Here is a 25,839-nt window from a genome sequence, read left to right as displayed (position 1 = left end):
AAATATAATTTCAGTCAATGATTATTTCATAAAACGATTTTTAACTAAATATTGGGGAAAATATGACTTTAGAGGACTATTATCTTAAACTTCCAGGGTTTATAAAATTTAATCCGAAAATTCTGAAATTGAGTTTTGATGTTACAGATAGGATAAAGCAATCTAACGGAATCTCCACTCAGGATTATCTTTTAAAATTGTCTGAGGAATCTGAAGTTAACAATTTGCGCAGAAAATTCCGCCAATTATATGTTGAGCTGCTGATTTTTGTAGATAATGTCTGCAACAAGCATGATATTGATTACTGGCTCGGTTTCGGTACACTTTTGGGTGCTGTGAGGCACGGAGGATTCATTCCATGGGATGATGATATTGACCTGGTCATTCTTAGAAAGGATTACAAAAAGCTTATTGAAGTTTTGCCAAAGGAGATTGAAGAGCATGATTTGAAGCAATCCTGCGGGTTGACATTGCTTCTGGAAAACAGAAAAAATTACTTCAGCGATTTCAATAGCGTTTATGATGTTGAGGATAAGGGCGGAAACCGCATGATTGATGGAAAATATAACTTTCTGCAGATTGCTTGGATGAAACCCTTTGTCAAGATAGACATATTCCCTTTTGATTTTATAGAGGATGATAAGTTGGACGCAATCTATAGCAAGTTTGCCCCTGCCCAGTATAAGTTTTACGATGACATGTTGAGGAATAAGGTTAAATTCTTTGACAGGATTGATTCTGCACGCAGCGAAGTTGGATTTACGGATTCCAAAACAAGGCAGTTCTCAGACACCATTGAAGGAGTTCCCCATTGGAAAATAAGAATCTTTGACTATGACAAAACATTTCCATTGGAGTCTATTGAATTTGAAGGCCATAAATTTAAATGTCCAAAAGACTGCAATCATCATCTTACCAGCATGTTTGGCCCCGATTATATGGAATTTCCAAAAGTTATTGAAAATCACAATACCCTGGAATTGATTGAGGCTCAATTCGGTTCAACTGAAGAGATGGATGATGCTTTTGATGGGGCACTTGAATTCTTAAAAAATATCAATGAAACTTTTTAGGAAGGATAAATTATATATATTCTATAATTGATATCATAATATAGTATTATAAATTAAAGAATTACTTTTTATAATTTTTAGTTGGTGTTATAATTGAATAAGATTAAGATAGCCATTGTCGGATTAGGAAACTGTGCAAGTTCCTTAATTCAAGGTATACATTATTATGATGGTAAAAATCCAGAAGATGCAATTGGATTGATGCACTGGGATATTGGAGGATATTCTCCTAGTGACATTGAAGTGGTTGCAGCTTTTGACGTAGATGCAAGAAAAGTTGGAAAAACAATTGATGAGGCAATATTTGCCAAACCGAACTGTACAACTGTTTTCCAAAAGGACATTCCGAAATCTGATGTTAAAGTAAGCATGGGTCATGTTTTAGACGGTGTTGCTGAACACATGTCAAATTATGATGATGAGTACACATTTGTTGTAAGTGACGAAGAGCCTGTTGATGTTGTAAGCGTCTTAAAGGAAAGCGGTGCTGAAATATTGGTTAACTACTTGCCTGTAGGTTCTGAGGAAGCTGCAAGATACTATGCACAATGTGCTCTAGACGCTGAAATCGCATACGTCAATTGTATGCCTGTATTTATTGTAAGTGATGATGACTGGGATGCTAAATTCAGGGAAAAAGGAATTCCTATTGTTGGAGATGATATTAAAGCTCAAATTGGTGCTACTATCACTCACAGAACATTAGCTAGCTTATTCATGGATAGGGGAGTGAAATTAGATAGAACCTATCAAATCAATACTGGTGGTAACACTGACTTTTTAAATATGCTTAACCGTGAAAGACTGGACTCCAAAAAGGAATCTAAAACAGAAGCGGTTCAATCTGTATTGACTGAAAGAATGGATGATCGGGATATTCACATTGGACCTAGTGATTATGTCCCATGGCAAAATGACAATAAATTATGCTTCCTTAGGATGGAAGGTCGTACATTCGGTGATGTTCCAATGAACATTGAATTAAGATTAAGTGTTGAAGACTCTCCAAATTCAGCAGGATGCGTAATTGATGCTATAAGATGTTGTAAAATTGGTCTGGAAAGAGGTGTCGGCGGACAGTTAACCTCAATTTCATCATACACAATGAAACATCCTCCAATTCAATACACTGATGATGTAGCATATGAAAATGTTGAAAAATTCATTTCCGGTGAATTGGAAAGATAATTTTTCAATTTTTCACCACTTTTTTTCTTTATTAATTTTTATTTTTCAATAACTTTTTTTTTAAAATCACATTTAAAAGGGATTTATATATTCAATTTATATATTAATAAAAACATATATTATAGTTGGATAATTTATGATTATTTTATAAATTCAAATTAAAAGAGGTGTAATTAATGGCAAAAGTTAGATTTACAGAAACAGCACTTCGTGATGCTCACCAATCTTTGCTTGCAACCAGGATGAAGACTGAAGACATGGTTCCTATTGCAGAAGAGATGGATAAAGTGGGATATTTCTCTGTTGAAGCTTGGGGTGGAGCTACTTTTGATACTTGTATCAGGTATTTGAATGATGACCCTTGGGTAAGATTAAGGGAGCTCAAAGCAGGATTTAATAACACTCCAATACAAATGCTTTTAAGAGGACAGAATCTAGTGGGTTATAAGCATTATCCTGATGATATTGTAACTAAATTCGTGGAAAAATCCTATGAAAACGGAGTGGATGTTTTTAGAATTTTTGATGCTTTAAACGATATAAGAAATATGGAAAAAGCAATTAAGGTTGCAAAAGACCAGGGTGCACATGTTCAGGGAACAATTAGTTATACAATAAGTCCTGTTCATTCCTTGGATAATTTTGTAGATCTTGCAAAAAATTTAGAAGCGCTCGATTGTGATTCAGTAGCTATTAAGGATATGGCAGGTTTGATTACTCCTTCAGCAGCTTTTGAATTGGTTACAAAATTAAAAGAAGAAACTGATTTGCTTGTAGATTTACATTGTCATTGTACCAGTGGTATGACTCCTATTAGTTATTATGCCGCTTGTCAGGCTGGCGTTGATGTTTTGGATACTGCAATTTCACCTCTTTCTTGGGGTACTTCACAGCCGCCTACTGAAAGTATGGTTGCTGCACTTCAGGGAACAGAATTCGACACTGGTTTGGATTTAAAATTGTTGACATCTATCAAAAAATACTTTGATGAGATTAAAGCTAAATATGGTTACCTTCTTGACCCGATTTCAGAAAGTGTTGATACTGACGTATTGTTATATCAGATACCTGGAGGAATGCTTTCAAATCTTATTTCTCAACTTAAAGAGCAAAATGCTATGGACAGGTACAACGATGTATTGGAAGAAATGCCAAGAGTCAGAAAAGACATGGGATACCCTCCTCTTGTAACTCCAACAAGTCAGATTGTTGGTACTCAGGCCGTAAATAATGTGTTAGGCGGGGAAAGATATAAACAGCCAACCAATGAGGTAAAAGAATACCTTAAAGGAATGTACGGTAGGCCTCCAGCACCAGTTGACCCTGAGGTATCCAAGATGGTCATTGGTGATGAAGAGGTTATCACTTGCAGACCTGCAGACTTGATTGAAGATGAATTTGATAAATTCAAATCAGAAGGTGAAGAAGCAGGATTTGTCAAATCTGATGAAGATGCATTGACTTATGCATTATATCCATTGATAGCCCCAAGATTCCTTAAAGGCGAATTGAAAGAAAAAGGCGGCGTACCAGGAACCAGCACTGATAAAGATAAAGTTCCAACCGAATACGATGTTGAAGTTGATGGAGATATCTTCAATGTAAAAATCTTGCCTCATGGAACTGCAGGCGGAGGAGGCAAAAAATCCTCTAAATGTAAAGAAAAAGAGGGCGTTGTATTGTCTGCAATGCAAGGTATGGTAATCAGGCTCACAGTTGAAGTGGGTGATGAAGTCAAAGCAGGCGACACCATTTGTGTAATTGAAGCTATGAAAATGGAAAACGATATTGAATCAGAAGTTGACGGAGTCGTTGAGGAAATTTTCGTAGAAGATGGTGACGAACTCAAGAAAGATGACTGCATAATGGTAATCAAATAGATTACCTTTATTTTTTTCTTTTTTTTAGTAATTTTAAACTTACTTGTAAATTTATATGTTTTTAAAATTTAACTATTGTAGTGAGTAGTTATTTTGGTGATTATTATGAAGGATATTTTTGATGAATGTCAATTAGGAGATTTAAAACTTAACAGCAGAATTGTCAGAACTGGGACTTGGGAGACAGAAACCGAAGAGGGAGGATTTTTATCCTCAGCAATATATGACAAGTATGAAAAGATTGCAGGCAGCGGAACCGGTCTGATAATATCCGAGATGTTTGTGCTTGACCGCAAGGACCGCTTTGCACCATATTCAGCAAACCTGAATTATTTGGGTTTCGTTAAGGAATACAAGATGGTAACAGACATCTGCCACAATCATGATGTGCCTATTTTAGGGCAACTGGCATTCTTTTACTATGATGACGGTGACAATCAGAAGGCGGAACCGAATGATTTAACCTCTGAAGGAATAAGGAAACTGCAGGCCGAGGTTATAATGGCGGCCAAGAAATTCTCATTCGCAGGTTTTGATGGAATTCAAATTGACATGGGTAACAATTTCTATTTGGCACGTTTCATAAACCCTTACTTCAATCAAAGACAAGACAATTATGGTGGAAACACTGAAAATCGCGTAAGGATTGCATCAGAGATTATCAAGGTTATCAAAAAGACAATGCCTGGTTTTCATGTAAGCATCAGAATCAATCCGTGGGATGTGAGAAAGGACGGAATGACTGCTGAAGAAAGTATCAGAGTTGCACAGGAATTGGAAAAAGCGGGAGCTGACAGCATACAATTGACTGCACGCACAATATCCTATCTTTATGACGGCAAGGAAAAGAATCCATTTTTGGTATATGCCGATGAGCTGATTGGCTCTTTGGATATTCCGGTTATTCTCGGAGGATCTTTAAGGGACATGAAATCAATGAATGATGTTTTGAATCATAGTGAGGTCGAGTTCATGTCAATGTCCAAGCCGTTTGTGGCACAGGCGGACTTTCTGGCCGACTGGAAAGCTAATGGTGAGGGAGAATCAATCTGTCAAAGCTGCAATAACTGCTACTCTAAAAAAACCAGTACCTGTTTTAAGTACTAATCTGAACCGAATAATATTCATGTGATAGGCAGAATTCAACTCAATGGACTGAAGAGTATCAAAAGCACGTCGAGAGCATGTCAAGTTCTATCAAAGGCTTTGTAAAACTCAATTTCGATCGCCTAAGTTTGATGTTAATGTTAACTGAAATATTGATGAGTTTTTTAAATGGAGTGAATTGCATTTACACAAGGATTGAATGGCTAAGGACGGACACAAATCAATTCCTAATCGGTCATATTGATTATCTTTTCCAGTCTGCCTCTTGACAATAGCAATATTGCACCAAGAACCAATCCTAATATTGCAAACACGGAAAAGAATGAGAATAAGTCTGCAATAAGGATGAAACTTAATAATGTTGTTGGTCCTTCACCTGGAAAAGCGGCTGCAAATGAACCTGAACCCACTTCACCAATTCCCAATGTAGTGTAATATGCTCCAAACATCAAAGTAAGGTACTTTTGAGGGGTCAGCTTTGAAATCAGGCTCAATGTGGATGGTATTATCAGGAACTCTGAAATCACTATGAACAAGTTGAAAAATATCATCCAATCATGTGAATCTGCATGTTCTTGTCAAAAGTGCTTAGGGAAAGCATTAAAATTAGATATGCTATAGCTAAGGAAAACAATCCTATAATTATTTTAGTGATGGAGGAAGGTTCTTTATTCTTACTTGCCAAGATGTCATATATTTTAATCAGAATCGGGCCAAGCACCAGATGAAGATGGTGTTGATTGTCAAGTAAATTGTAGGCTGGATTTCAATGTTCAAAAGAGGTACGGTATTGTTAACATGATCCAGTGTAAAGAAAATCATGGAAGTGAATATCTGTTCATGGCCTATGAAAAATACAACAACAAACATCAATATCAAAATTAGTATTCTCAAATGCTTAATTTCTATCTTGCTTAATTTTTTGTTAGTTTTTTGCCCAATATCGTTGGAAATTTTTTGAACCACCCCACCCTCTTTTAGGGGGGGTGGTTCAATGGGTATGGCTAAACTTTTTTTCGTCTTTTCTTTGGTGCGGGAAGGTCTTCATACATTGCATTTAGGAGCTCTTCAAGAAATTCTCTGTTTTCAATATCATCAACGAGCAGCATTTCCTTTGCACCTTCATAAGGCAATTCCCTATCTGCATCAGGCATCATTTCAATTGCGGATTTTACAGGTTTAACGAGAAAACGGTCATCGTAGATGCCTCCAATAATCTTTCCGCGATAGTAGATAATGTATTCTCCCATCATTGCCCTATGTGATATGTCATCCAAATCGGACATCTGCTCGAGGACATATTCCAGATAATCTTTACTTGATGTCATTTTTTCACTCTTTTGAATGGTTTATTGAATGATTTTATTTATTAAAAAAAGTTATTGTATTCAGTATATTTGTAATTATAAAAATTAAAAAGAAAAAGTTCTTTAAAGAATTAATGCATAATCCTTTAAAGATTTATTTCATGTTTTATTTTCCTATGCTTTCGATTCCTTTTGTAGCAAGCAATTTTGTAAAGGAACCTTCTGGTTGCATTATGATATTTCCTTTATTGTATTCATCCAATGCAGTACTCATCATTTTGGCTTTCTTATCCGGATTTGCAGCTGCTTTTGCTAGTGCTTTTACTAATACCATAACTGCATCTCCTCTTGACATGGTTCCGGTCACGCCTTCATTACCTGCATATCCGGCGTATGCATCGTTTTCACGGATGATGTCTGCCGCACTAATGTTTTTCACTTCTCCATCAACTTTTAATGGTTTGATGGTATTGATAACATTGTCTACAGCTTCATCATAGACTACAACTACTGCATCTGGTGTGAAATTGGTATTTGCTTCTACAATCTCTTTTGCATATTGCATACCGTCTTCCACGCCATCATAAAGGCTGTCGTGCATGTACATCTTTCCGCCCCCTATCGCACTTGATGCGGGCTGTGTTGGGTGTGTCATGTCACCTGGATAAATTGGAGTGTAGTTTGCAAAGCTTCCATTCTCTAAATGAATCATGAACGCCATATCTACTCCTCCGTTGGATTGCTCATATTTGTCTGCAGCCAATATCAGGATATCGCTATCTTCTTGTGTTAAATCAGGGCCTGAGTTTAATGCTCCATAGATTGAAGCCAAGAGTCCCACAAGAATAACCAAAAGAATAGCTATTATTAATTTTTTTGTTCTGCTCATGATAATTCCCACGCGCTAATTTTAAAATTATGTTTTTAAAGATACAATTTAACTTGTACTCATTTATTATTTTTTAGTATTAAATTATATAAATATTATTGAAATTATGGTCATTTGAACTTAATTTTTAATTTTATTTTTTTTTAAAAGTTGAATAACTTGGTATTATGTTGATTTCAATTTCAGGCGATTAATTAAAAAGTTATTTATACACAAAGTGTTAATAAAATATAGTATGGCAAAGGATGACAGAAGCGGCATAAATCCATTTACCGGAAAATCACATTTCGACATTGTCAATGATGATAATTTTCTCCAGAGTTCATATAATGAGTATTATGCCATGATCAATAGGGCACAGCTGTTGGATAACACTCCAAATGGGCAGATTGTCAGAGGAGTGGCCATCAGGTTAATTCAGGCCGTTGAGAAGTATCTGACTGAAATCGGAAGGCATGATTATGTTGAAGATTACTATGATTGGGATTTTCATCTGGTCGCTGACAATACCGTAAATGCTTTTTGCATGCCTGGAGGTAAAATCGTGATGTTTTCAGGCATTTTGTCGATTGCAAACACTGAAGACAAGGTTGCATTTATTTTGGGTCATGAAATGGCTCATGCGCTTCTTGACCATTCAAGAACAAAGGCCAGTGCGCAGACTGCAAAAAATGCGATAACTTCCGCCGCTTGGATTGGCAGCATTGCTATGGATTTGGTTGGATTGGGTGGATTTGGTTCTCTGACTAGGGCAGCTACCTATGCGGCAGATATAGGTTCCGAATTTTTGTTAATGAATCCTTGGGGAAGGGACCAGGAACTTGAAGCCGACCGTTTAGGCATGATGATAATTCATTGGGCGGGTTATGATATTTCGCCGATTCCTGCATTCTGGCAGTCAATGGCTAATCAAAATTCCAATGAGCATGACTTTTTCTCGACACATCCTGCCGATTCAAAAAGGATTGCTGTGATGAATGAATTGATTAATGAAATCGAAAATGAGAGGGATTTTCACTCTCAACCAGTTTTAGGCGATTCTCCTGTGCCAAAAGAAGAGTTTGCCGATTCCCATTTGGTTGAAGAAAATACTGTCTGTTGTCCAAAATGTGGAGTGCCGATTGGAGAGGGTGACAAATTCTGCTTTAACTGTGGGGCAAAATTTGATGTTGAGTTAAGGTGCAGAAAATGTGGCAATTTGGTTGACCCCACAGATAAGTTTTGCATAAACTGTGGAAATAAACTTTAATGGTGATATGATGGATGAAACTACAATTAAATATGTTAACAGGTCCAAATATAGGGTCCGTACTTTAAAAGCTATTGGTAATGATGTAAAAATGCCTAAAGAAATTGCTGAGGACAGTGGTATTTTACAAAATCATATATCTAATGTATTAAGGCAGCTTAAGGAGAAAGACCTTGTAGAGTGCCTTAATCCAAGTGCCAGGAAAGGGCGTCTTTACAGATTGTCTGAAGACGGTTTGGATATGTTAAATGAACTCAAATAACTTTTTTTCATATTTTTTTTCACTTCATGGAAACCTTTATATACTACCTGATGTTAATATATTGTGTGTAAGTTATACACAACTTAAAAACACAAAATTAACGGAAGTGAAAAAACATGAAAGAAGTTCCATCAACTGAAAATTTGGATTTGATATTTGTAATGGACCGCAGCGGTTCAATGAGTGGCTCTGAAAGCGATACCATTGGAGGATTCAACTCCTTCATTCAAAGGGAAAAAGAGAAAGGTTTTAACACCCGTGTAACAACAGTCCTTTTCGACGACCAATATGAGGTGTTATACAAAAGAAAATCAATAGATGAAGTTGCTGAATTGACCGAAAATGAATACTGGGTAAGAGGATGCACTGCACTTCTTGATGCAATCGGAAAAACAATCAATACTCTCGACAAGGAAATCGACAACAAGGTTTTGTTTATAATAATGACTGACGGTTTGGAAAATTCTTCCCGTGAATTTTCAAAAGAAAAAATCCGCAATTTAATCAGCAACCACAATTGGGAATTCATCTACATCGGTGCAGACATCGATTCTTATTCTGAAGCGGGGAATATTGGAATCAAAAAAACTCATACTGCAAACTATAGGAAATCAAGAGAAGGTTTTGATGATGTGTACTGTTCAGTAAGTGATGCTGCAGATCATATGAGATTAAATCGGAAACTGGACGCTACTGGCTGGAACAGGAGACTTAAAAAATATGATGGCTAATCATATTTAATATTTAATTTTTTAAATGCTCTTTTCCGCCTCACACAACTTTCACAAACTCCACAGGGTTTGTCATCTCCTTTATAACAGGAATAACTCAACTCCATTGGAGCACCGACCTCAAGGCCAAGTTCAACAATTTCCTCCTTATTCAAATCAATGGCTGGTGCTTCAATTCTTATTTTTTCCGGTGAACCAACATCAATTAGTTTGTTGAATTCTTCCATATATTCTTTGGAATTGTCTGGAAAAGTGGCTCCTTCCTCACCATTCCATCCGACGATAATTATTTCGGCACCTATACTTTCGGCATAAGAAAGCGCAATTGATGTAAATACTGTATTTCTTGCAGAAACCCAAACGTTACCTGCGGTTTCGCTGCTCTTTTCTAGGTCATCCAAATCATTTTCCTCAATTTCGGGAATGTCTTCATCTGTATTTAAGCTTGAAGTGCTGATTTTTGAAAGCCATGGCAAATCGATTACCTCATGGGTCCAGCCCATCTTTTCACAAATCCTTTTTGAAGTGTTGATTTCCTGTTTGGCCGCTTTTTGACCATAATTGAATGTTATTGCATGAATCTCATACTCCTTGTCAAAAACACTTGTTGCCACAGCACAGTCAAGGCCTCCTGAAAAGACTGAAATTGCTTTTTTCATCGAATCATCTCTTTAATGTCTTTTAGTGCAAGTCCGCTGTCTTTTGCAATTCTTTTCAGGTCTTCATATTCCGGCCTTCTGGAAATGACTTTACCTGCAACATAACCTGTCTTGAATGTCACATCGTAATCTTTGCCGCCAATATTGAATGTTTCAACTTCAAATTCTCTTTTTGCAACTCCTCTGTGAATATTTGGAGTTATCCTGATGCCCAAACTGCCGGTTTCTTTGAAAATTATGTTTAAAATGTTTTCCCTATTTTCTTTTCGGGAAATGACCTTCAAAAGGTTTCCGGGTCTGTTTTTCTTCATGATGATTGGAGTAATTGACACGTCACTGGCTCCTGCATCTAAAATCACATCAAACAAATAGCCGATTTCTTCGCCAGTCAAATGGTCGATGTTTGTTTCGATTACATCTATTTCATTGCTGTTGCAGATGTCGGAACTTTCAATTATCCTTAAAACGTTAGGATGATCAAAATCTTTCTTTCCAGCACCATAACCGGTTTTTTCAGGTCTTGCCATTGGGATGAACTCTTTTATCTCATCACACAGTTCCATATAGATTGCACATCCTGTCGGTGTTGCAAGCTCACTTCTGACAGGCCCTCCAACAAGATTGGCATCTTTCAGAATTTCAACAACTGCAGGAGCTGGGACAGGTATCGTTCCATGAGCAGTCTTTACTCTGCCTCCCCCAACTGCAATCGGAAGCCCGATTATCTTTTGTGAATCAAAACCCAATTGATAATAAGCGTAAACAGAACCTATCACATCAGCAACGGCATCGCTGGCTCCAACCTCATGGAAATGAATTTCATCCAGTGATTTTCCATGGACCTTGCTTTCTGCTTCACCTATTCTTTTGAAAATATTGATTGAAGTTTGCATTACCTTTTCATCCAAATCCAGTCTTTCAATTCCTGAAATGAACTCGGGATAATTGAGCGGAGGTTTGTTTTCAAGCATTTCAACGTGACAGAATGTTGAGTCGATTCCATGCTTTTGAATCTTTTCGAAGGTCACGTCAATCTTTCCAAATTCGAGTGCTGATTTTTCCATTATCTCTTTTAATTCATTGGCATCTGCTCCCAAATCAACAAATGCTCCAATTATCATATTTCCTGCTATTCCACTGGATTGTGGGTCAATAATTACTGTCATAATGATAAGTCCTATTAAAGTGGTATAATATAACTTTAAATTAAATAATTAATATATATTATCTTATGAAATTTGATGTCGTCGAAAAGGATTATGGGATTTGTATCACCAATCCAAATCATTTTTTAGCATTCAGCGATTTCACTGTAGGCGATGGGATTGACATTATTGAAAATGTGAATATCTTAAAGGCAAAAGATGAATTCGAATCTACCGCCAAAAGGGCACAGGCCTTTAATCAATCACAGTCATCCTACATTGCTCAGGCAACAGAGTCTCTTGATTATTTTTCAAATGATTATGGGGATTTGATTATTTTCACATTCATGGCAAATGATGTTGTCATTGAAGATTTCACTGATGAATTGCAGGTTGCCAATTCATCTAAAGGTTTTGCCGATGCAAGAATCAATTTCAGCCATGTCATATATTTTGATAAGGCGATTTCACCAAAAGATTTGCTTAAGATATTCAAGCTGGTAACTGCTGTCAAGGCTAAAGTGTTGGCCGATATGGCACTGCCTTTGCATATTCAGAATATTTTGAACACAGATGATTTTTTAGCCGTTTTGGGAAATCTACCTGAAAATAACGGAAAATCCTTGGAAATAAACAATGCTGAATATGATAATATTGATTTCGATGATTTGAATGTCAGAATCTCTGAGGCTATTGAAATCAGCCTGGAGGACGCTTTTAGATATTACGGTTTGACATTTGGCATTCTGGATTATTTGGTTTCACAGGGCATACAGATTGGGGATCTGGTTGATGCAGGATTGGATCTTGTTGAGGGTGTTGAAATAACTCAGAGCCTGAAAGACAAATTAAAAGAACAGATTCTCAAATCATTGGCCGATGCAGATGTTGTTTCATTGATTGTTGGTGCAATGAGAACTGAACAGGACCTGAATGCCCATAGGATACGTGAAATTAATTCGAAAACAAACATTTACACAGGTAAGGTATTGGGCCTTGCGATTTCAAATCAGATTGCAGGCACAAAAGCGACATTTAATTTTAATCTGTATGATAAAGCAAAACCTGGAATCATTTGGGGTCTGCCGCCTATGATTGATGATATTTTTGCAGGCTTGATTGCAGGTTGTGTGACAAAAATTTTTGAGGAATGATTATGGAAGATGACAGCTACTTTGAAAACGAGGAATTCTCACCGATTAAATCGATATTGGGCCTTTTGACATTCTCGACAATACTGCCCATCAATGTTTTCACATCAATCGAATGCATGACCAAATTGACATGGTTCTGGCCGTTCATACATTTGTTCATTGGAATTCTAGCCGCAATCTGCGGATATGTGTCATTGGAAATTCTTCATTTAAACTCATTCTTTACAGCCACAATCGTTTATGCGTTTCTGATGATAATAACAGGATATAATCATCTTGACGGTGTGATGGACATGGCCGATGGTGTCATGGTTCACGGCGAACCAGAAAAGAAGATAATGGTGATGAAGGATTCGTCAGTCGGTGCCGGTGCAATGGCGACACTTTTCATAGTTGCAAGCCTTACGGTTGCCGGACTCTATAACATACTGGATTATCACTTCATATTGGGAATCATAATATGTGAAATGACTGCAAAGACATCTCTTCTGACCACTGCATTGCTGTCAAAGCCATTGGTTCCCGGAATTGGAAGTTATTTTATAAAGGAAACAAATCCCGCCAATTATTTTGCTTCAACTGTTATTGTAGCATTTATTTCATACTTGTTGGGTGGATTCGTAGGTATTTTGGGCGTAATTGGAGCAATTGTATCCGGAATCATCATAGCCACTGTTGCGCGAAGAAATTTTGTTCTGGCGAATGGTGATGTTTTGGGAATGAGCAATGAAGTTGGACGGTTGTTCTCATTATTGTTTATGGCTGTTGCTTTATTTTTCCTATAGACAAATTTTACACGTCTAAATCAATATTGAAGTCTTATTATACATTGTTTTAAATATTATGAGGTTTAATGTATACTTGATGAGATTTACCACTGTTTAATCATGTTTTGTTAAAATTTCCCGTTTCATATAAAACATTACATTTCATGAAGCATACATGTATCACCTCCACATTATTTCTAAAAAGGTGGTTTTTCTCATCAGATTTATATAATTCTAAGGAGTAATAATTAAACTGATTACTATGAATGTTAATGTTTTAAGATTGGACCACAGATTGAAAAGAGACACACGTATAACAACTCATGTGTGCCTGACTGCACGTGCATTTGGAGCAAGCAAAATATATCTGGCTGGCGAACGTGACAATCGCTTAATGGAAAACGTAAGGGATACCGCTTCAAGATTTGGTGGAAATTTTGAAATAGAATACACAGAAAGTGCAATGGGCGTCATTAACAGATGGAAAAGGGATGGCGGAAAGGTAGTGCACCTTACAATGTATGGAACACAGGCACATGAAACAGCGCCTGAAGTAAGGGAAGACGGATCAGATATTTTAATCGTTGTAGGAGGGGCTAAAGTTCCTGGAAAAGTATATAAGGCTGCTGACTGGAATGTGTCAGTAACAACACAGCCTCACTCAGAAGTGTCTTCTCTGGCAGTATTCCAGCACCTGTTGATGGACGGCAAGGAATTCGATTTGGAATTTGAAAATCCCGTTCTTGAGGTTATTCCAACAGCTCATGGTAAAAACGTTAACGTTCACAATGAAAATCGCTAGGATATGAAGTCATCCAGCCTTTTGATGGCTTTCATTTTTTCATCTTTTTTTATACGGGCCTGGTCGATTGCGTCCCTCATGGTCTGGATTGAATTGTCGTATACTTCACGGTCAACAGGGTATGGAAAACCGTCCTTTCCTCCGTGAGTGAAACTGTATTTTACAGGATCCTTCCAGCTTGCAGGCTCGCCATAAACCAAATCGGATATCAATGCAAGTGCCCTTATTTTTTTGGGACCAATTCCCTTAAGCAAAATCAGTTCCTCATAGTTTTCAGGCTGTATTTCCCATGCCTTGGTCAGCACCTCAAATTCCTGGTCGGAAATGTCCATGTCCAAGACGGGGTGATGGGCAGGCATGGTGAAGTCCTCCAAAAGCATCTGATTGTCTTTTCTTTTAAAATATTGCCTTAAATGGTTGGGATTGTCGTTAATTAAATCCACGCTGATTTTTTGAGCTTCCTCACTCTCCTTTGATGACATGTTCAGGGTGTTTGGAGTTTTCAGGTCACAGGATATTCCGCTGTGGGGATCATTCAACAGTTTGTCAACTTCACTGCCGAGCCAGTGGTAGCGGCGGGCATATTTATTGGCAGTGTTCAGGCCCTGCTGGACGACGGCCCAGTCCCCCTTTTCGGTTATGAAGAAATTGTGCTGATACAATGTGTATCCGTCCTGAATGCAGGAGTTGTCGATTTTGGCCGATAGTTTGCTTGTCTCAACAAGCTTTTCTGTTGTTTTTGTCTTTAGGTTGAATACTTCTCCGGCATGCTCTATTCCCTGTGGGGTCTTTCTGGATTTGGCTCCTTTGCCTCCTGTCAGATAGATTCCATGCTCTTCAGGTGTTAATGATGCTTTCAAAGCTCCAAGTGTGGTTGTAGTGGTCCCAGAAGAGTGCCAGTCAAAACCTAAAACGCAAGAGAATGCCTGAAACCAGTAGGGATTTGAGATACGATTTAGAAATTCCTCTAAACTATATTCTTCAATGATTACGGTGGCTAGCGCTCCGGATAACTTCACCATTCTTGAGAATAACCAGCTTGGAGGATGCCCTCCATGAAGCGGTAAGTTGACAGCCCCTCTTCTTTGCATGGATAATGTTATGTTTATTATAAATATTATCTTTTTACCGAGAGCATTTGAAAAGTAATTTTTTTAAAATATGTTACATTCCTATAAATATGCTTTTTAAACAAAACTTTATTAATGAATAACGAACATACTTATTAATGTTATAGTGCCCGAATTATCACTAACTAATGGGTCTTTATCAGCTCTCATCAAAAATCAGCCATCGAAACGGCCGGAGAGGCGTTTTAGAGCCAAAAGTTCGTGATATTCGAAAAACTATTAGTGTTATAATACTCATAATATCACCAACTTTTTTGATAAAATATTACTAATCAAATGCTCTCACACAAATTAATAAATATCGATTGAATAAATGTGATATTATGAATAGTGAGCAAATTTTAGATGAAGTGCACATGTCGTATAACCATGGCATAAGCACTCGGAAAATATACAAACTGGCCGTAAAAAAATACACCACATTTTGCAATATGGATTTATCCGAATTGCTTGATGAGGCAGAAGCTGAAGAAGATAAGGGTATTCGATGGAAACGCAGAAGCTTGAAAAGAAGGCTGATAAGTTACAGACAATATCTTGTTGAAAATTATTCTTTAAACACTGTCAAAACAATGTTTCAGCCAATTCTTGCAATATACAAATATTATGAGATTGAAATCCTTGAATTGCCAAAACTCAATCCGAAACAGGTTAAAAAATCAGAACCAGTACAGTTTAAAGATTTGCCTGACAAGGAAGTACTGCGTGAAGTAATAAGTGTTGCCAATGTTCGTATGGTTGCAATTATATTATTCATGTGTTCCAGCGGATGTGCAAGAAGGGAAACTCTTAATCTCAAAATAAAGGATTATATTGCTGCTTTGGGAGAATACACTGACAAAACAGATATTTATGAAATACTGTATGATCTCGGTGATGATGATGAAATTGTTCCTACCTGGAGCATATGGAGACAGAAAACCGACAAGTATTATACAACTTACTGCAGCCCTGAAGCAGTCCTTGCAATCAACAAATATTTGTTGACACGTGAGGATGATTTAACTCCTGAATCTGCACTGTTCCAGATAGACCCAGCATATCTCAACCATTCATTCAAAGATCTCAATAACTTGTTAGGTTTGGGAAAGGTAGGATGTTTTGTCCGTTTCAGACCACACATGCTTAGAAAATTCCATGCATCAGCATTATACAATAATGGAATGAGCATGGACAATGTCAATGACCTGCAGGGAAAAGCCAAAAACAAAACCGATTCAGCATATTTCATGACCAATCCTGAAGATTTGAAATATGAATACATCAAACATCTTCCTGCCGTTACAATAAGCAAGGAGATTGAAAAGCTGTCCGTCAAATCTCCTGAGTTCAAGAAAATGGAAGTCGAGAATGAAACATTGAAGACTGAACTTGGAGATATGAAAAGAGAGCTTGGAGATATTGAAAGAATCAAGCAGGAACTTGCAGGCATTAAGGAAAAGGTCGGCGATTAGCTGATATCATATAATGTTAATGCGGACATCCTTCATGTTTAATTGGATATGTGGGATGTTTTTCAAACTTTTCTTTTTTAATTTTTACTATTTTTTTCACAGTTATTTCAGGTCATAGTGTTTAGTCATTTTATACAGATGCATGTTTTTTACTTTTCCGGTTAAACACCGATTGTAGAAAATACGGTGTTTTATTTTTATGGATATACAAACTAATAGGTGAATAGTTTAATTTCTGTACAGTATTCAATAAAATATAAATCGTAATGTTTATATATTCATTTTGATAAACTATCAATTAGCCATCACATGATGACAACAATTTTACGAAGTGAAAACAATTTTTCACTCTTGTACAACTTTTTCTTGTGAGGCTTAAAAAATCAGTATGGGGAGGTAAAATATCAAAAAGAGCAATAAAAAAGAAGATCGAAAAACCACATTAAAAGGATTATAAATTAAAAAAATATTTTTTTGCATGAATAGTGAGCTAAAAAATTTTTTTAATATAATCCCTATAATGGGTCAGTAATGAAGAATAAAAATAGTGAACAAGGCCGCAAAACTTTGTTAAAAATTTATATTTTTCAAAACTTAACCCAATATCTAGTATATTTTAAGGAATATATAAAGATTTTCACATAAAAAAAGAGAAACTTATTTTATTCTAAATATTCGGTAAGTAATGGAAGATTAATTTCACAAAAAACTATTTTTATCTCTTCATAGTGTATGGCCAATAATCTCTGAGATTTCTCATTAACACTTGGCCTTGAGAATGCAATCACTAACAAGTGAAAAAAACAGGAGACAAAACACTATGTGTGAAATGATGCAATCCTTGCCGGGAAACGTAATTATTTTCAATAACTTCCAGGCACTTGAAGAAGCTATTGCTGAGATAACCGAAACAGAAAACATCAGCAATGAAAAGGAATTCTTTGATTCATATCAAATCAGGATACTGAAACTGGATTAAATAGCTTTGATCCATTAGATTGATGAAATGTGATTTATTAACATATAAAGGAGTCTGTAAGTTATGATGGAAATGGAAGTAAACGGAAAAACCCATATTTTAGTACCTAAAGACGTATGGGATGAAATATGGGATGTATTTAATCGAATTGAACAGATAGGTGAATAAAAATGGAATTTTATTCAGCATCCAGAAACTATGAGGCTGATGATGAGGCCTTGCCAAATCAATTCGAAGATAACTACCACGGCATATTAACTCACAAGGGTGAGATTAAAGTTGCCAAAGGTGACGTGGAGCAAACAATCCTCCATATTGATGATAACGGCACAGTACTGGTAAGAGGTAGGAAAAAAGCATATCCTACATTAATACATGCCAAACTGTTGCCTCTGATACATTATGCAGCCAAAGGTGATATCGGATTTGTAAAGTTCAGAAGAGGCGAAGCATTCATTGTAGGATTCAGGAAAAACAACCGAGGAGATTTGAATGTCTAAGCCTGCCCGATTATATCCTAAAGAAGAACCGATGAAATTGAATCCAAAAGTGATTTTTATTGGAAGCATGTTAGTTGCTTTGGTAATCGGATGGATTGGAATTGCAACTAGCACTGGAGGGTTATAGAAAACCCCCACAACATTAAGGTGATAAAATGGTTAAAGCGGAATTAATAGAAGAGCCCCAAACTTCAGGGGAAAATGAAATCATGAAAATTGATAACGTCCCGGATGTGGATGTAGCTATTGAACAATGGGACGCCTATCAAAAACTCTGTAAAGGATTATTGAATGATACTGACTATCAGGAAATAATTGTAAAAGAAAAGGATGAAAACGGAAACTATGTTAAAGTGAAAGGACACTTTAAGAAAAAATCAGCATGGCAAAAGCTGTCCCGTGCATTCAACGTTGATACTGAAATAGTGGATCGTGAACTTGAGCGAACAAAAATGGGCAGAGTCAGAGAAGCCTACTACTGCGTAAGGGCAACATTACCTAATGGCCGCAGTGTAGAATCAGATGCATTGTGCTCCCGTTCAGAAAAAGGAAAAGACAAAGTGAGTGACCACACTATAATGTCCACTGCAAAGACACGTGCAACCAACCGTGCAATAGCTGAACTGATTGGAGCCGGAGAAGTTAGTGCTGAAGAAATGTCAGCTGAAAAAATGGTAACACAAAACCAGTCAAAATTTTTAAAAGAGGACAATAGCTAATTCCTCTTTAATTTTTTTATTTAGGAGAATGTTAAAATGAGTTTTAATGATAAACAAACTATATTCACAGGTACTGAATTAGATTATGAAGAAATTGTAGAAATTCCAGACGGATATGAAAAAGCAGAGCTAAAAGACTTTGAAGATGGTAAACTCTTAACCGGTAGACCGGAAATGTCTTCTGTAACTTCATACACCTTTGATGATGATGGCGAAGAAAAAACCGTTAACAGATTCAAACTGTTCATCTTCCAGGACGATGACCAATTATACATTGAAATCAACATTAACCTTAAAAACGATGGAGATATCCATAAAAACGTTAGAAAAGGAAGTGTACTATTTGATTTCATTACTAGCATTCTTGAATTGGAAAATGCCGGTTCAGTTGGTAAATCCAATATCATCAGAAATGTCAACCTTGCTGAATACCGTGAATTCGTTAACAGATTAGGTGAGATGACCATTCAGGTTAAGGAAAAAACTGGAAGCTATGTATACTACAGTTTCATTGTACGTGATATCCAAGTAAAATAAGATTAATGCTGGAGCAAACTCACAATGGCAAGCGGTAAAGCACTGTTGAAAAAATACATTAAAGATAATCATATTGAAGAGATTGAAAAGCTCAAATCTCAAAATAAACAGTGTAAAGTCAGTATTGATTATGAAGACCTGAATCAATTTTTAATTGATCAGTCCGGAAAAGATTTCTGGAAACATCAGATTTATGAATTTATTGATCAGATGGAAGAAATTTTCAATACTGGCAATGTTACCCTGAAATTCATGAATGTGCCTGAAAGAGATAACCTCCATGATTTAGATGCCACAGACAATAACAAATGGATAAGCACCAAAGCCATGATTAAAAATATGACAGATGTTAGAGTTGATTTAAAACAAGCAAGCTATATCTGCAGAGAATGCGGAACACAAAATACCGTTAATATAGCCGACCCCAACCAATCTGAAACAATACCTGCATATTGTAGGAATCCTGATTGTGCGGGAACCAGTAAATCAATGTTTCTTGACAAGGACACCAGCATTTACAGGAATTATAAGTTATTGAAACTTGAAGAACCTCTAGAGTTAAGAAATGGTGGAAGCACTAGAGAATTCAAAGCTATAGTCTTGGATTATCTTGCATCCCCATTTCATAATCTCAAAGTTGGTGACGTCGTTAATGTATGTGGCACTTTCAAGATTGAACCTAGAAAAGCTAAAGGCAGAAGTGACGGATACGAGTTCATCATTCACGTTCACAATATTACTCTTGTAGATGACATTTTTGAAGATTCAAGAATATCTGAAGAGGATGTAGCTGAAATAATTGAGCTATCCAAACAGGATAATATTTTTGAATTGCTGTGCAACAGTATTGCTCCTGAAGTCTACGGCTATGAAACTATCAAGAAAGGTTTGATACTTCAATTGTTTGAAGGCAACAGACCAGCAAATGATACTTTCAAAACCAGCCAAATGGACAGATGGACAATACACACACTATTGATTGGAGATCCTGGAATAGGTAAATCCCAATTGATACAGTCTATGAAAATGCGTGCTCCTAAAAACATTACCATATCCGGAACAAATACATCACAGGCAGGATTGACAGTATCAACCGTTAAAGATGAATTGACCGGAACATGGACAATGGAAGCTGGAGCAACAGTACTTGCAGATACCGGCGTATTGTGTATTGATGAATATGACAAGCTTTCACCGTCAGCACAGAAATCACTTAATGAACCGATGGAACAGTCAACAGTATCATCAGCAAAAGCGGGACTGCTTCAGGTCATGTCAGCCAGAACATCAATACTTGCAGGTGCAAATCCGAAGTACAGTAAGTTCGATCCATACAAATTATATCGGGAGCAATTGGATATACCTGAATCCAATCTTTCCCGTTTTGATTTGATATTTGTATTGACTGATGATGTTGATGAAGAAAAGGATTCCAAGCTTGCAGATGCTTTGCTAAATAAGGATTTCATTCTTGATGAATCTGAAATTCTGGACATTGACATATTCAAAAAATACATCACATGGATTAAAGCTAACTGCTTTCCCGTTTTAAGCAAGGATGCAAAAATATTGCTTAGGGAATTCTATGTTGATACAAGAAAAACCGCTTTGGAAACCAGTGATGGTAAACCAATCACTCCAAGGGATTTAAAAGCTTTGGAGAGATTAACAATAGCTAGAGCAAAATGTGAATATAGACAAGAAGCTAACATTAACGATGCCATTGAAGCTATTGACCTTTACAAGGAAGCTTTAAGTGGTTTAGGATTAACATTAGCAACAGCAGGTGAGCTACATGGAGTTTATTCTGAAAATGAATTAAGCGTTATATCTGATATGGAAAATATGATTAGAAGTAACATGGACATTGAAGGTATTCCATTATCTGCTGAATCAATAAGGCATTTGGAAATGGAATGTGGAGTTTTATGTCATGAGAAGGGTATTAATCGTGAGGGTATTTTTGACATTGCATATTCGAATGTGAAAAAATCTCTATAGGGAAGTTTTTGAAATCGTGTGTATGTGTGTATAATACACAAGTGTGTATGATTTTCAAAAACCCCTGACACCTTTTTGAGAGTTGAGTATTACTAAAGGAGATTAAAAATATGACAAAGGAAAGAGTAAATATTTCAATTGATAGTGAAATATTAATAAAAGCAAAAAAACACATACCTAATCTATCTGGATTTGTTGAAGAATGTTTAAAACATTACTTCGGTTATGCAGATGGAATATTCCCTATTGGAAATGTTAATGAAATCACTGACAAGATAGGTAAATTGCAGGTAGAATTGTTTTTAATAAATCAAAATTATGATGCGGAAGAGAGTATGAAAAATGCAGCAAATGAAGAAAAAGATAAAGCCTGGAGATTCCTCTGGAATGATTTTAGACCAACTTTAATTCCGGATGAAACTCTATTGGAAAAAGCTATTGAAACATTAGAGATGAATAAGGAAGAGTTAGAAGATATTCTTGACTGGGTTTACTTAACTGATGTTAAAGTAGACACTAACTCCTGGCAAGAAGTATTAAAAGCATATAATGAGAATAAAGACAAATAATTAATCTAAAGTGTTTATGTGGAATACCATTTATCCACATTAACTCTTTTAGGTTGTTTATCTGTAGCTATTTTTTCATATCCTCCTGTGAATGCAACTACACAGTCATCGTGAATTGCTTCATTCGGGTATGCTGTAATTTTTTCGAGAAATTCCATAGCCCACTTTTTGGTGAACCCTGTCCTATCCTTGCCAACTAAGTATATTCCGTTCTTTTGAATATCTGCTGAAACTCGTCTTGCCCTGTCAACTTTGTTTTCTCTTGAGTTTCCAGTACCTGTTGTGAAACCTCTTCTGTTCAATTCATCTATGATTAATAAACCAAAGTTTTTTCCTGTGGAACCATCCAGTTCAATATATTGTACATCTGATCTGTCACGTGCAGCAGTATTTAGAATTTCATTGATTAGGTTTCTTGATTCCAGCTGAAACTCGTATGAATCCACAATGTAGATATTGCCGTTTATATCTTTAGCAAGCAATACTCCGGCAGTATAATCTGGATCACTGCCTTTCAGTCTGTCATCATTTAAGACTTCAGTAGCTGCAAGATCCCAATACCTTATGACTCTTATAATTGGAATTTTCAAAAAGTCGCTATTAGAAATCAGGTGGAAATCTGACTCATCGAAAAGTTGGCCTTTGACGGTTGCATACCAGTTCCCGTTCATAAGCTGTTCCCTGGTGACTCTGTCCAATCCCATCAGGTATTCCTCATAGTCATTTCTGTCCAAGTAGATATTATCCAAATAGCTGGAGCTAATGAACCTTATTTGTGACTTGTCCTGAATGTCCTCATCTATCTTTTCAATGAATCTTTCACGAACCCATTTGTTACCTCTTTTACCAGGATTACTGGAGCACATTAACTGTGTTGGAAGCTTGTTGTCTTTTGTTTTCCTTACCCTAGAGCGCATATAGATATATTTGAATCTCTCCAACTGTGTTAATTCATCAATGCCAATGAACTGGTATTCAGAACCCTGATAAGTATCCAAATCGTTAATGTTACGTAAATATCCGAATGTTAATGAGTTGCCGTTTGGAAATGTCCATGAATGTTCAGTACCATCCCACTTAGGCCTAATAACAGGGTTATTTTGAATCTCCTTCCGGTTAAGCCATTGGCTGGCCTTGTGAATCAGAGCACCTTTCCGTTTCAAATCAGATAATGTCCTTCTCAGGATCAACGCATGGTATTCATTAACATCATCTTCAACATAAAATAGTGCTCTCATTAACAGACTGGTTGATTTACTTCCGCCAGCTGCACCTCCGATTAACACTTCCTTTTCTCTTGCCAGTATCATCTCCGCCTGCTTTGGAAATGGAGAGAATGGTATGTATGGATTTTCATATACGCACTTTTGAAGAGTAGCTTTGTCCTTCCCGTCCAGATAGAATTTCCCGTTTTCATCATACATTATTATCATCAATCTGTTTTGCAAGAACCTCTATCTCATTCATGATATCCTTTTGAGACATCTCAATTCTTTTATCTTCCAATTCAAGAACACGGTTTTTGAATAGTCTGTCCATTTCATCTTTGAAGAGTTTGTTTTTGGCTTCAAATGCCCTGACGGATAATTCCAGATAACGGATTTTTAACTCTTCCAAATCCAACAGGTATCTTGGAAGACTTTTATCATTGGAATTGTGTCTTACTTCACGCTCCAGCTTTTCAAAGTCAATTTCAATACCGACAGCATTTTTGGTTATCTTGTCAAGGTTTTCAAGACCAGTTTTGATGTCTGTTACCTGCTGCTGAAGTATGGTATCAATAGCCATGTCGATATTGCCTTCATAAACGCTATTGTCTGTAATTTGCTTTTGTGCGATGGCTCTATTGGTTAGTGCTTCCTTGTTTCTTGCTCTTGAATCTTTTTCTCTGTCAACTAAATTGTATTTCTTTTTGAATCTTGAGAATGTTGCTCTGCTTACTTCGAATTCATGTTCTTCAGCAAGCCATCTTCTCACACTTGCATCTGTCGCTCCGGATGTCTTCATAGCTATTATTTCATCCAGCATTGTTTCCAGGAAATCATTTTTTGTCAGATTTAATTTGGCCTTGAACTTTCTATAGGTGCTGTCTGCTACATTCCTTTCATATTTTGTTTTTAGAAGTTCTCTGACTTCGTTGTTGCTCATTCCTTTTCTGCAGCAGTTTATTATTTCCTGTTCGTGACGTTCTAAAAAATATATGACGTCTGAATTTCCTCTCCCCATGGTGACGGTCCTCCTATAAATTTCTCAGTTCCCTTTCAAGCTCTTGTTTTCTTGCTTCAATTAAATGGTATTCGGTTTCTCTCATTATTCTTTTAAATTCAGGATTGGTGTTTATCAGCGCTAAAGTGTCTTGTGCATTTCCCATAGCTATTAGCTTTGCTCCGAGTTCGTATGCGTCTTTATGTGTGAAGGCTGAATCTTCAACAATCTTTTTGAGTGTAATTTCCACTCTTGCACTGATGTTGGTTTTTTCTTGTAACATAATACATATATTTATTATGTTATATATATAAAATTTTATTATATAAAAAATATAAAAGTAATAATAAATTTATTATTGCCTTTTACAATCAAAAATAGTTTCTGTTAAGAGCAATATCCTGGAGATATATTTTTGAAGTCTTATTCATCGCCCATTTCTTCAAGTTCTTTTTGAAGGTCTGCAATCTGCATTTCCTTATAGAACCTTTCGAACCTTCCGGTTTCAATGAGAAAAGCTGAAACTTCAAGAGCATCTCTATAGGTATAATTTGACTCTTTGATAATTTGTTTTTTACCCTCGTCCATGTAGGATGAGGTATTATTTATATTGGCCATAGCTATTACAACCTGTATATAATAATTAATATAATATTTTATTATTTCACTTATATAAAATTATCATTAAATTCATGGCCACCATATTCTCAAGATTAATGTTGAAAATTTCAAAAATAAGAATTAATCGCCCAAATAGATTTAGTTGAATTAATATGGAGTTTTTTTAGAAAAAAAGTTTGAATAACGAGCTGATCTCCATAATAATTCAACTGACCTTCACCAATATCTAGCCACTCAAATATTTTTGAGCGGTAATAATTAATCTTATTTTAAACATATTTAAAGAAAGTGTGAGAGAGCAAATGATAAGTTATCATTGATGGTGATATTGAATTATTTCATTGTCAATGTTTCCATCAAGATATGATTGATATAATTAATAGGTGATTTTTTCTTTTCATTTATTTGGATGACTTTAACATTAACGGTAGGTTTTTCTGGAATAGAATCTGATTTTAAACCCCGATATATATGTAAGTGTCCCAGAAAGTGAGTTTTGAATAGCAAATGGTCAATGGTAATGTGTTTATTTGAAAAAAATATTAAAGTGTATCATTTGAGATGATAATTTTATCAAATCAGATAATACACAGAAATTATAATCTTTGTGTTTATTTTTTAGCTTTTCTGTAATCCTTTCTTGAAATTTTATAATTCACAAGAGTTGAGGAATAAATGATTACAATTACTGATCCGATATTGTGAACCAATGCTCCTGCAATTGGATCTAAAACACCAAGAATAGCTAATATCATTGCAATTATATTTAAAGCTAGGGAGAATGTAATGTTTAAATTAATTGTTCTCAATGTTTTTCTTGCAATGGCTATCAGGTGAGGTATGTCACCTATATTGTCATTGATTAAAGCGATGTTTGCTGCTTCTATGGAAACGTCACTTCCAATGCTTCC

General features: G+C 36.1%; 30 protein-coding genes and 1 pseudogene. 18 read left to right on the top strand and 13 right to left on the bottom strand.

Going from position 1 to position 25,839, the window contains the following annotated elements; all coding sequences use genetic code 11:
• The first annotated feature begins 62 nt into the window (after nt 1-62).
• The 4 genes from ACJMML_RS06360 to ACJMML_RS06345 all read left to right on the top strand — a co-directional run bounded on the left by ACJMML_RS06360 (nt 63) and on the right by ACJMML_RS06345 (nt 5,248).
• The gene (locus ACJMML_RS06360) at nt 63-1,073 is read left to right on the top strand and encodes a phosphorylcholine transferase LicD (RefSeq protein ID WP_405306507.1); all 1,011 of its coding nucleotides are present in this window, start codon (nt 63-65) and stop codon (nt 1,071-1,073) included.
• Between the two features lie 93 nt (nt 1,074-1,166).
• Nucleotides 1,167-2,261, top strand: coding sequence for an inositol-3-phosphate synthase (locus ACJMML_RS06355; protein ID WP_405306506.1), 1,095 nt, complete (start codon nt 1,167-1,169; stop codon nt 2,259-2,261).
• Between the two features lie 176 nt (nt 2,262-2,437).
• The gene (gene oadA, locus ACJMML_RS06350; protein ID WP_405306505.1) at nt 2,438-4,141 is read left to right on the top strand and encodes a sodium-extruding oxaloacetate decarboxylase subunit alpha; all 1,704 of its coding nucleotides are present in this window, start codon (nt 2,438-2,440) and stop codon (nt 4,139-4,141) included.
• A 105-nt stretch (nt 4,142-4,246) separates the two neighbouring features.
• Nucleotides 4,247-5,248: an NADH-dependent flavin oxidoreductase gene (locus ACJMML_RS06345; protein ID WP_405306504.1), complete on the top strand. Its 1,002-nt coding sequence runs from the start codon at nt 4,247-4,249 to the stop codon at nt 5,246-5,248.
• 227 nt (nt 5,249-5,475) lie between these two features.
• Here the strand turns inward: ACJMML_RS06345 and ACJMML_RS06340 are convergent, their stop codons facing one another.
• The 5 genes from ACJMML_RS06340 to ACJMML_RS06320 all read right to left on the bottom strand — a co-directional run bounded on the left by ACJMML_RS06340 (nt 5,476) and on the right by ACJMML_RS06320 (nt 7,444).
• Complete coding sequence (locus ACJMML_RS06340) at nt 5,476-5,784, bottom strand: hypothetical protein (RefSeq protein WP_405306503.1); 309 nt, start codon at nt 5,782-5,784, stop codon at nt 5,476-5,478.
• A gap of 11 nt (nt 5,785-5,795) precedes the next feature.
• Nucleotides 5,796-5,933 carry a hypothetical protein gene (locus tag ACJMML_RS06335; RefSeq protein WP_405306502.1) on the bottom strand — a complete coding sequence of 46 codons (138 nt, stop codon included), beginning with the start codon at nt 5,931-5,933 and terminating at the stop codon, nt 5,796-5,798.
• Nucleotides 5,934-5,950: 17 nt separating this feature from the next.
• The gene (locus ACJMML_RS06330) at nt 5,951-6,118 is read right to left on the bottom strand and encodes a hypothetical protein (RefSeq protein ID WP_405306501.1); all 168 of its coding nucleotides are present in this window, start codon (nt 6,116-6,118) and stop codon (nt 5,951-5,953) included.
• Nucleotides 6,119-6,252: 134 nt separating this feature from the next.
• On the bottom strand, nt 6,253-6,576 hold the full coding sequence (locus ACJMML_RS06325; protein ID WP_405306500.1) for a TfoX/Sxy family protein: 324 nt from the start codon (nt 6,574-6,576) through the stop codon (nt 6,253-6,255).
• A gap of 145 nt (nt 6,577-6,721) precedes the next feature.
• Nucleotides 6,722-7,444 carry a DUF4012 domain-containing protein gene (locus ACJMML_RS06320; RefSeq protein ID WP_405306499.1) on the bottom strand — a complete coding sequence of 241 codons (723 nt, stop codon included), beginning with the start codon at nt 7,442-7,444 and terminating at the stop codon, nt 6,722-6,724.
• 235 nt (nt 7,445-7,679) lie between these two features.
• On the opposite strand from ACJMML_RS06320, the gene ACJMML_RS06315 reads away from it, so the two are divergent.
• From ACJMML_RS06315 to ACJMML_RS06305, 3 genes are all read left to right on the top strand, one after another.
• Nucleotides 7,680-8,693, top strand: coding sequence for a M48 family metallopeptidase (locus tag ACJMML_RS06315; protein ID WP_405306498.1), 1,014 nt, complete (start codon nt 7,680-7,682; stop codon nt 8,691-8,693).
• 10 nt (nt 8,694-8,703) lie between these two features.
• Entirely contained in the window at nt 8,704-8,955 is a 252-nt protein-coding gene (locus tag ACJMML_RS06310) for a transcriptional regulator (RefSeq protein ID WP_405306497.1), read from the top strand.
• A gap of 116 nt (nt 8,956-9,071) precedes the next feature.
• On the top strand, nt 9,072-9,686 hold the full coding sequence (locus ACJMML_RS06305) for a vWA domain-containing protein (protein WP_405306496.1): 615 nt from the start codon (nt 9,072-9,074) through the stop codon (nt 9,684-9,686).
• On the opposite strand, the gene queC is transcribed toward ACJMML_RS06305, so the two are convergent.
• Nucleotides 9,683-10,345 carry a 7-cyano-7-deazaguanine synthase QueC gene (queC, locus tag ACJMML_RS06300; RefSeq protein ID WP_405306495.1) on the bottom strand — a complete coding sequence of 221 codons (663 nt, stop codon included), beginning with the start codon at nt 10,343-10,345 and terminating at the stop codon, nt 9,683-9,685. The genes ACJMML_RS06305 and queC overlap by 4 nt on opposite strands.
• Nucleotides 10,342-11,511, bottom strand: coding sequence for a nickel pincer cofactor biosynthesis protein LarC (gene larC, locus ACJMML_RS06295; RefSeq protein ID WP_405306494.1), 1,170 nt, complete (start codon nt 11,509-11,511; stop codon nt 10,342-10,344). The genes queC and larC overlap by 4 nt, the downstream gene beginning before the upstream one ends.
• A 65-nt stretch (nt 11,512-11,576) precedes the next feature.
• On the opposite strand from larC, the gene ACJMML_RS06290 reads away from it, so the two are divergent.
• From ACJMML_RS06290 to ACJMML_RS06280, 3 genes are all read left to right on the top strand, one after another.
• A complete protein-coding gene (locus ACJMML_RS06290) occupies nt 11,577-12,644 on the top strand; it encodes a phosphatidylglycerophosphatase (RefSeq protein WP_405306493.1) in 1,068 nt (355 codons plus the stop codon).
• Nucleotides 12,645-12,646: 2 nt separating this feature from the next.
• Nucleotides 12,647-13,429 carry an adenosylcobinamide-GDP ribazoletransferase gene (gene cobS / locus ACJMML_RS06285; RefSeq protein WP_405306492.1) on the top strand — a complete coding sequence of 261 codons (783 nt, stop codon included), beginning with the start codon at nt 12,647-12,649 and terminating at the stop codon, nt 13,427-13,429.
• A gap of 244 nt (nt 13,430-13,673) precedes the next feature.
• The gene (locus ACJMML_RS06280; protein WP_405306491.1) at nt 13,674-14,213 is read left to right on the top strand and encodes a tRNA (cytidine(56)-2'-O)-methyltransferase; all 540 of its coding nucleotides are present in this window, start codon (nt 13,674-13,676) and stop codon (nt 14,211-14,213) included.
• On the opposite strand, the gene ACJMML_RS06275 is transcribed toward ACJMML_RS06280, so the two are convergent.
• Nucleotides 14,210-15,304 (bottom strand): DUF763 domain-containing protein, encoded by a 1,095-nt coding sequence (locus tag ACJMML_RS06275; protein ID WP_405306490.1) that lies wholly within the window; start codon nt 15,302-15,304, stop codon nt 14,210-14,212. The two genes, ACJMML_RS06280 and ACJMML_RS06275, sit on opposite strands and share 4 nt — an antisense overlap.
• Before the next feature lie 362 nt (nt 15,305-15,666).
• Here ACJMML_RS06275 and ACJMML_RS06270 point away from each other — a divergent pair, with 362 nt between their 5' ends.
• From ACJMML_RS06270 to ACJMML_RS06235, 8 genes are all read left to right on the top strand, one after another.
• Entirely contained in the window at nt 15,667-16,797 is a 1,131-nt protein-coding gene (locus tag ACJMML_RS06270; protein ID WP_296872826.1) for a site-specific integrase, read from the top strand.
• A gap of 820 nt (nt 16,798-17,617) precedes the next feature.
• Entirely contained in the window at nt 17,618-17,776 is a 159-nt protein-coding gene (locus tag ACJMML_RS06265; protein WP_405306489.1) for a hypothetical protein, read from the top strand.
• 170 nt (nt 17,777-17,946) lie between these two features.
• On the top strand, nt 17,947-18,276 hold the full coding sequence (locus ACJMML_RS06260; protein ID WP_296786176.1) for a hypothetical protein: 330 nt from the start codon (nt 17,947-17,949) through the stop codon (nt 18,274-18,276).
• On the top strand, nt 18,269-18,403 hold the full coding sequence (locus tag ACJMML_RS06255; protein ID WP_296786172.1) for a hypothetical protein: 135 nt from the start codon (nt 18,269-18,271) through the stop codon (nt 18,401-18,403). The genes ACJMML_RS06260 and ACJMML_RS06255 overlap by 8 nt, the downstream gene beginning before the upstream one ends.
• Before the next feature lie 28 nt (nt 18,404-18,431).
• Entirely contained in the window at nt 18,432-18,995 is a 564-nt protein-coding gene (locus tag ACJMML_RS06250) for a hypothetical protein (protein ID WP_405306488.1), read from the top strand.
• A gap of 36 nt (nt 18,996-19,031) precedes the next feature.
• Nucleotides 19,032-19,532 (top strand): hypothetical protein, encoded by a 501-nt coding sequence (locus ACJMML_RS06245; protein WP_405306487.1) that lies wholly within the window; start codon nt 19,032-19,034, stop codon nt 19,530-19,532.
• Between the two features lie 24 nt (nt 19,533-19,556).
• Nucleotides 19,557-21,533 carry an AAA family ATPase gene (locus tag ACJMML_RS06240; RefSeq protein ID WP_405306486.1) on the top strand — a complete coding sequence of 659 codons (1,977 nt, stop codon included), beginning with the start codon at nt 19,557-19,559 and terminating at the stop codon, nt 21,531-21,533.
• A 110-nt stretch (nt 21,534-21,643) separates the two neighbouring features.
• Nucleotides 21,644-22,102, top strand: coding sequence for a type II toxin-antitoxin system CcdA family antitoxin (locus ACJMML_RS06235; RefSeq protein WP_296872818.1), 459 nt, complete (start codon nt 21,644-21,646; stop codon nt 22,100-22,102).
• A gap of 14 nt (nt 22,103-22,116) precedes the next feature.
• Here the strand turns inward: ACJMML_RS06235 and ACJMML_RS06230 are convergent, their stop codons facing one another.
• From ACJMML_RS06230 to ACJMML_RS06210, 5 genes and pseudogenes are all read right to left on the bottom strand, one after another.
• On the bottom strand, nt 22,117-23,526 hold the full coding sequence (locus ACJMML_RS06230; RefSeq protein ID WP_405306485.1) for a phage terminase large subunit: 1,410 nt from the start codon (nt 23,524-23,526) through the stop codon (nt 22,117-22,119).
• Nucleotides 23,519-24,328: a hypothetical protein gene (locus tag ACJMML_RS06225; protein WP_405306484.1), complete on the bottom strand. Its 810-nt coding sequence runs from the start codon at nt 24,326-24,328 to the stop codon at nt 23,519-23,521. Before ACJMML_RS06225 ends, ACJMML_RS06230 begins: the two co-directional genes overlap by 8 nt.
• 13 nt (nt 24,329-24,341) lie before the next feature.
• A complete protein-coding gene (locus tag ACJMML_RS06220; protein WP_405306483.1) occupies nt 24,342-24,590 on the bottom strand; it encodes a hypothetical protein in 249 nt (82 codons plus the stop codon).
• Nucleotides 24,591-24,730: 140 nt separating this feature from the next.
• Entirely contained in the window at nt 24,731-24,925 is a 195-nt protein-coding gene (locus ACJMML_RS06215) for a hypothetical protein (protein WP_296872808.1), read from the bottom strand.
• A 614-nt stretch (nt 24,926-25,539) separates the two neighbouring features.
• A pseudogene (locus ACJMML_RS06210) lies at nt 25,540-25,839 on the bottom strand (cation-transporting P-type ATPase); the annotation flags it as partial.

The organism is Methanobrevibacter sp. (assembly GCF_045130115.1).
Lineage (GTDB): Archaea > Methanobacteriota > Methanobacteria > Methanobacteriales > Methanobacteriaceae > Methanocatella.
This window is presented reverse-complemented; position numbering and strand designations above follow the sequence as displayed.

Bases quoted from the DNA above. Each gene is read 5' to 3' on its own strand.
- ACJMML_RS06360 (WP_405306507.1), top strand. From the start codon at position 63: ATGACTTTAGAGGACTATTATCTTAAACTTCCAGGGTTTATAAAATTT.
- oadA (WP_405306505.1), top strand. From the start codon at position 2,438: ATGGCAAAAGTTAGATTTACAGAAACAGCACTTCGTGATGCTCACCAA.
- ACJMML_RS06345 (WP_405306504.1), top strand. From the start codon at position 4,247: ATGAAGGATATTTTTGATGAATGTCAATTAGGAGATTTAAAACTTAAC.
- ACJMML_RS06330 (WP_405306501.1), bottom strand. From the start codon at position 6,118: ATGTTTGTTGTTGTATTTTTCATAGGCCATGAACAGATATTCACTTCC.
- ACJMML_RS06325 (WP_405306500.1), bottom strand. From the start codon at position 6,576: ATGACATCAAGTAAAGATTATCTGGAATATGTCCTCGAGCAGATGTCC.
- ACJMML_RS06320 (WP_405306499.1), bottom strand. From the start codon at position 7,444: ATGAGCAGAACAAAAAAATTAATAATAGCTATTCTTTTGGTTATTCTT.
- ACJMML_RS06315 (WP_405306498.1), top strand. From the start codon at position 7,680: ATGGCAAAGGATGACAGAAGCGGCATAAATCCATTTACCGGAAAATCA.
- ACJMML_RS06310 (WP_405306497.1), top strand. From the start codon at position 8,704: ATGGATGAAACTACAATTAAATATGTTAACAGGTCCAAATATAGGGTC.
- ACJMML_RS06305 (WP_405306496.1), top strand. From the start codon at position 9,072: ATGAAAGAAGTTCCATCAACTGAAAATTTGGATTTGATATTTGTAATG.
- queC (WP_405306495.1), bottom strand. From the start codon at position 10,345: ATGAAAAAAGCAATTTCAGTCTTTTCAGGAGGCCTTGACTGTGCTGTG.
- larC (WP_405306494.1), bottom strand. From the start codon at position 11,511: ATGACAGTAATTATTGACCCACAATCCAGTGGAATAGCAGGAAATATG.
- ACJMML_RS06290 (WP_405306493.1), top strand. From the start codon at position 11,577: ATGAAATTTGATGTCGTCGAAAAGGATTATGGGATTTGTATCACCAAT.
- cobS (WP_405306492.1), top strand. From the start codon at position 12,647: ATGGAAGATGACAGCTACTTTGAAAACGAGGAATTCTCACCGATTAAA.
- ACJMML_RS06280 (WP_405306491.1), top strand. From the start codon at position 13,674: ATGAATGTTAATGTTTTAAGATTGGACCACAGATTGAAAAGAGACACA.
- ACJMML_RS06275 (WP_405306490.1), bottom strand. From the start codon at position 15,304: ATGCAAAGAAGAGGGGCTGTCAACTTACCGCTTCATGGAGGGCATCCT.
- ACJMML_RS06270 (WP_296872826.1), top strand. From the start codon at position 15,667: ATGAATAGTGAGCAAATTTTAGATGAAGTGCACATGTCGTATAACCAT.
- ACJMML_RS06265 (WP_405306489.1), top strand. From the start codon at position 17,618: ATGTGTGAAATGATGCAATCCTTGCCGGGAAACGTAATTATTTTCAAT.
- ACJMML_RS06260 (WP_296786176.1), top strand. From the start codon at position 17,947: ATGGAATTTTATTCAGCATCCAGAAACTATGAGGCTGATGATGAGGCC.
- ACJMML_RS06255 (WP_296786172.1), top strand. From the start codon at position 18,269: ATGTCTAAGCCTGCCCGATTATATCCTAAAGAAGAACCGATGAAATTG.
- ACJMML_RS06250 (WP_405306488.1), top strand. From the start codon at position 18,432: ATGGTTAAAGCGGAATTAATAGAAGAGCCCCAAACTTCAGGGGAAAAT.
- ACJMML_RS06245 (WP_405306487.1), top strand. From the start codon at position 19,032: ATGAGTTTTAATGATAAACAAACTATATTCACAGGTACTGAATTAGAT.
- ACJMML_RS06240 (WP_405306486.1), top strand. From the start codon at position 19,557: ATGGCAAGCGGTAAAGCACTGTTGAAAAAATACATTAAAGATAATCAT.
- ACJMML_RS06235 (WP_296872818.1), top strand. From the start codon at position 21,644: ATGACAAAGGAAAGAGTAAATATTTCAATTGATAGTGAAATATTAATA.
- ACJMML_RS06230 (WP_405306485.1), bottom strand. From the start codon at position 23,526: ATGTATGATGAAAACGGGAAATTCTATCTGGACGGGAAGGACAAAGCT.
- ACJMML_RS06225 (WP_405306484.1), bottom strand. From the start codon at position 24,328: ATGGGGAGAGGAAATTCAGACGTCATATATTTTTTAGAACGTCACGAA.
- ACJMML_RS06220 (WP_405306483.1), bottom strand. From the start codon at position 24,590: ATGTTACAAGAAAAAACCAACATCAGTGCAAGAGTGGAAATTACACTC.
- ACJMML_RS06215 (WP_296872808.1), bottom strand. From the start codon at position 24,925: ATGGCCAATATAAATAATACCTCATCCTACATGGACGAGGGTAAAAAA.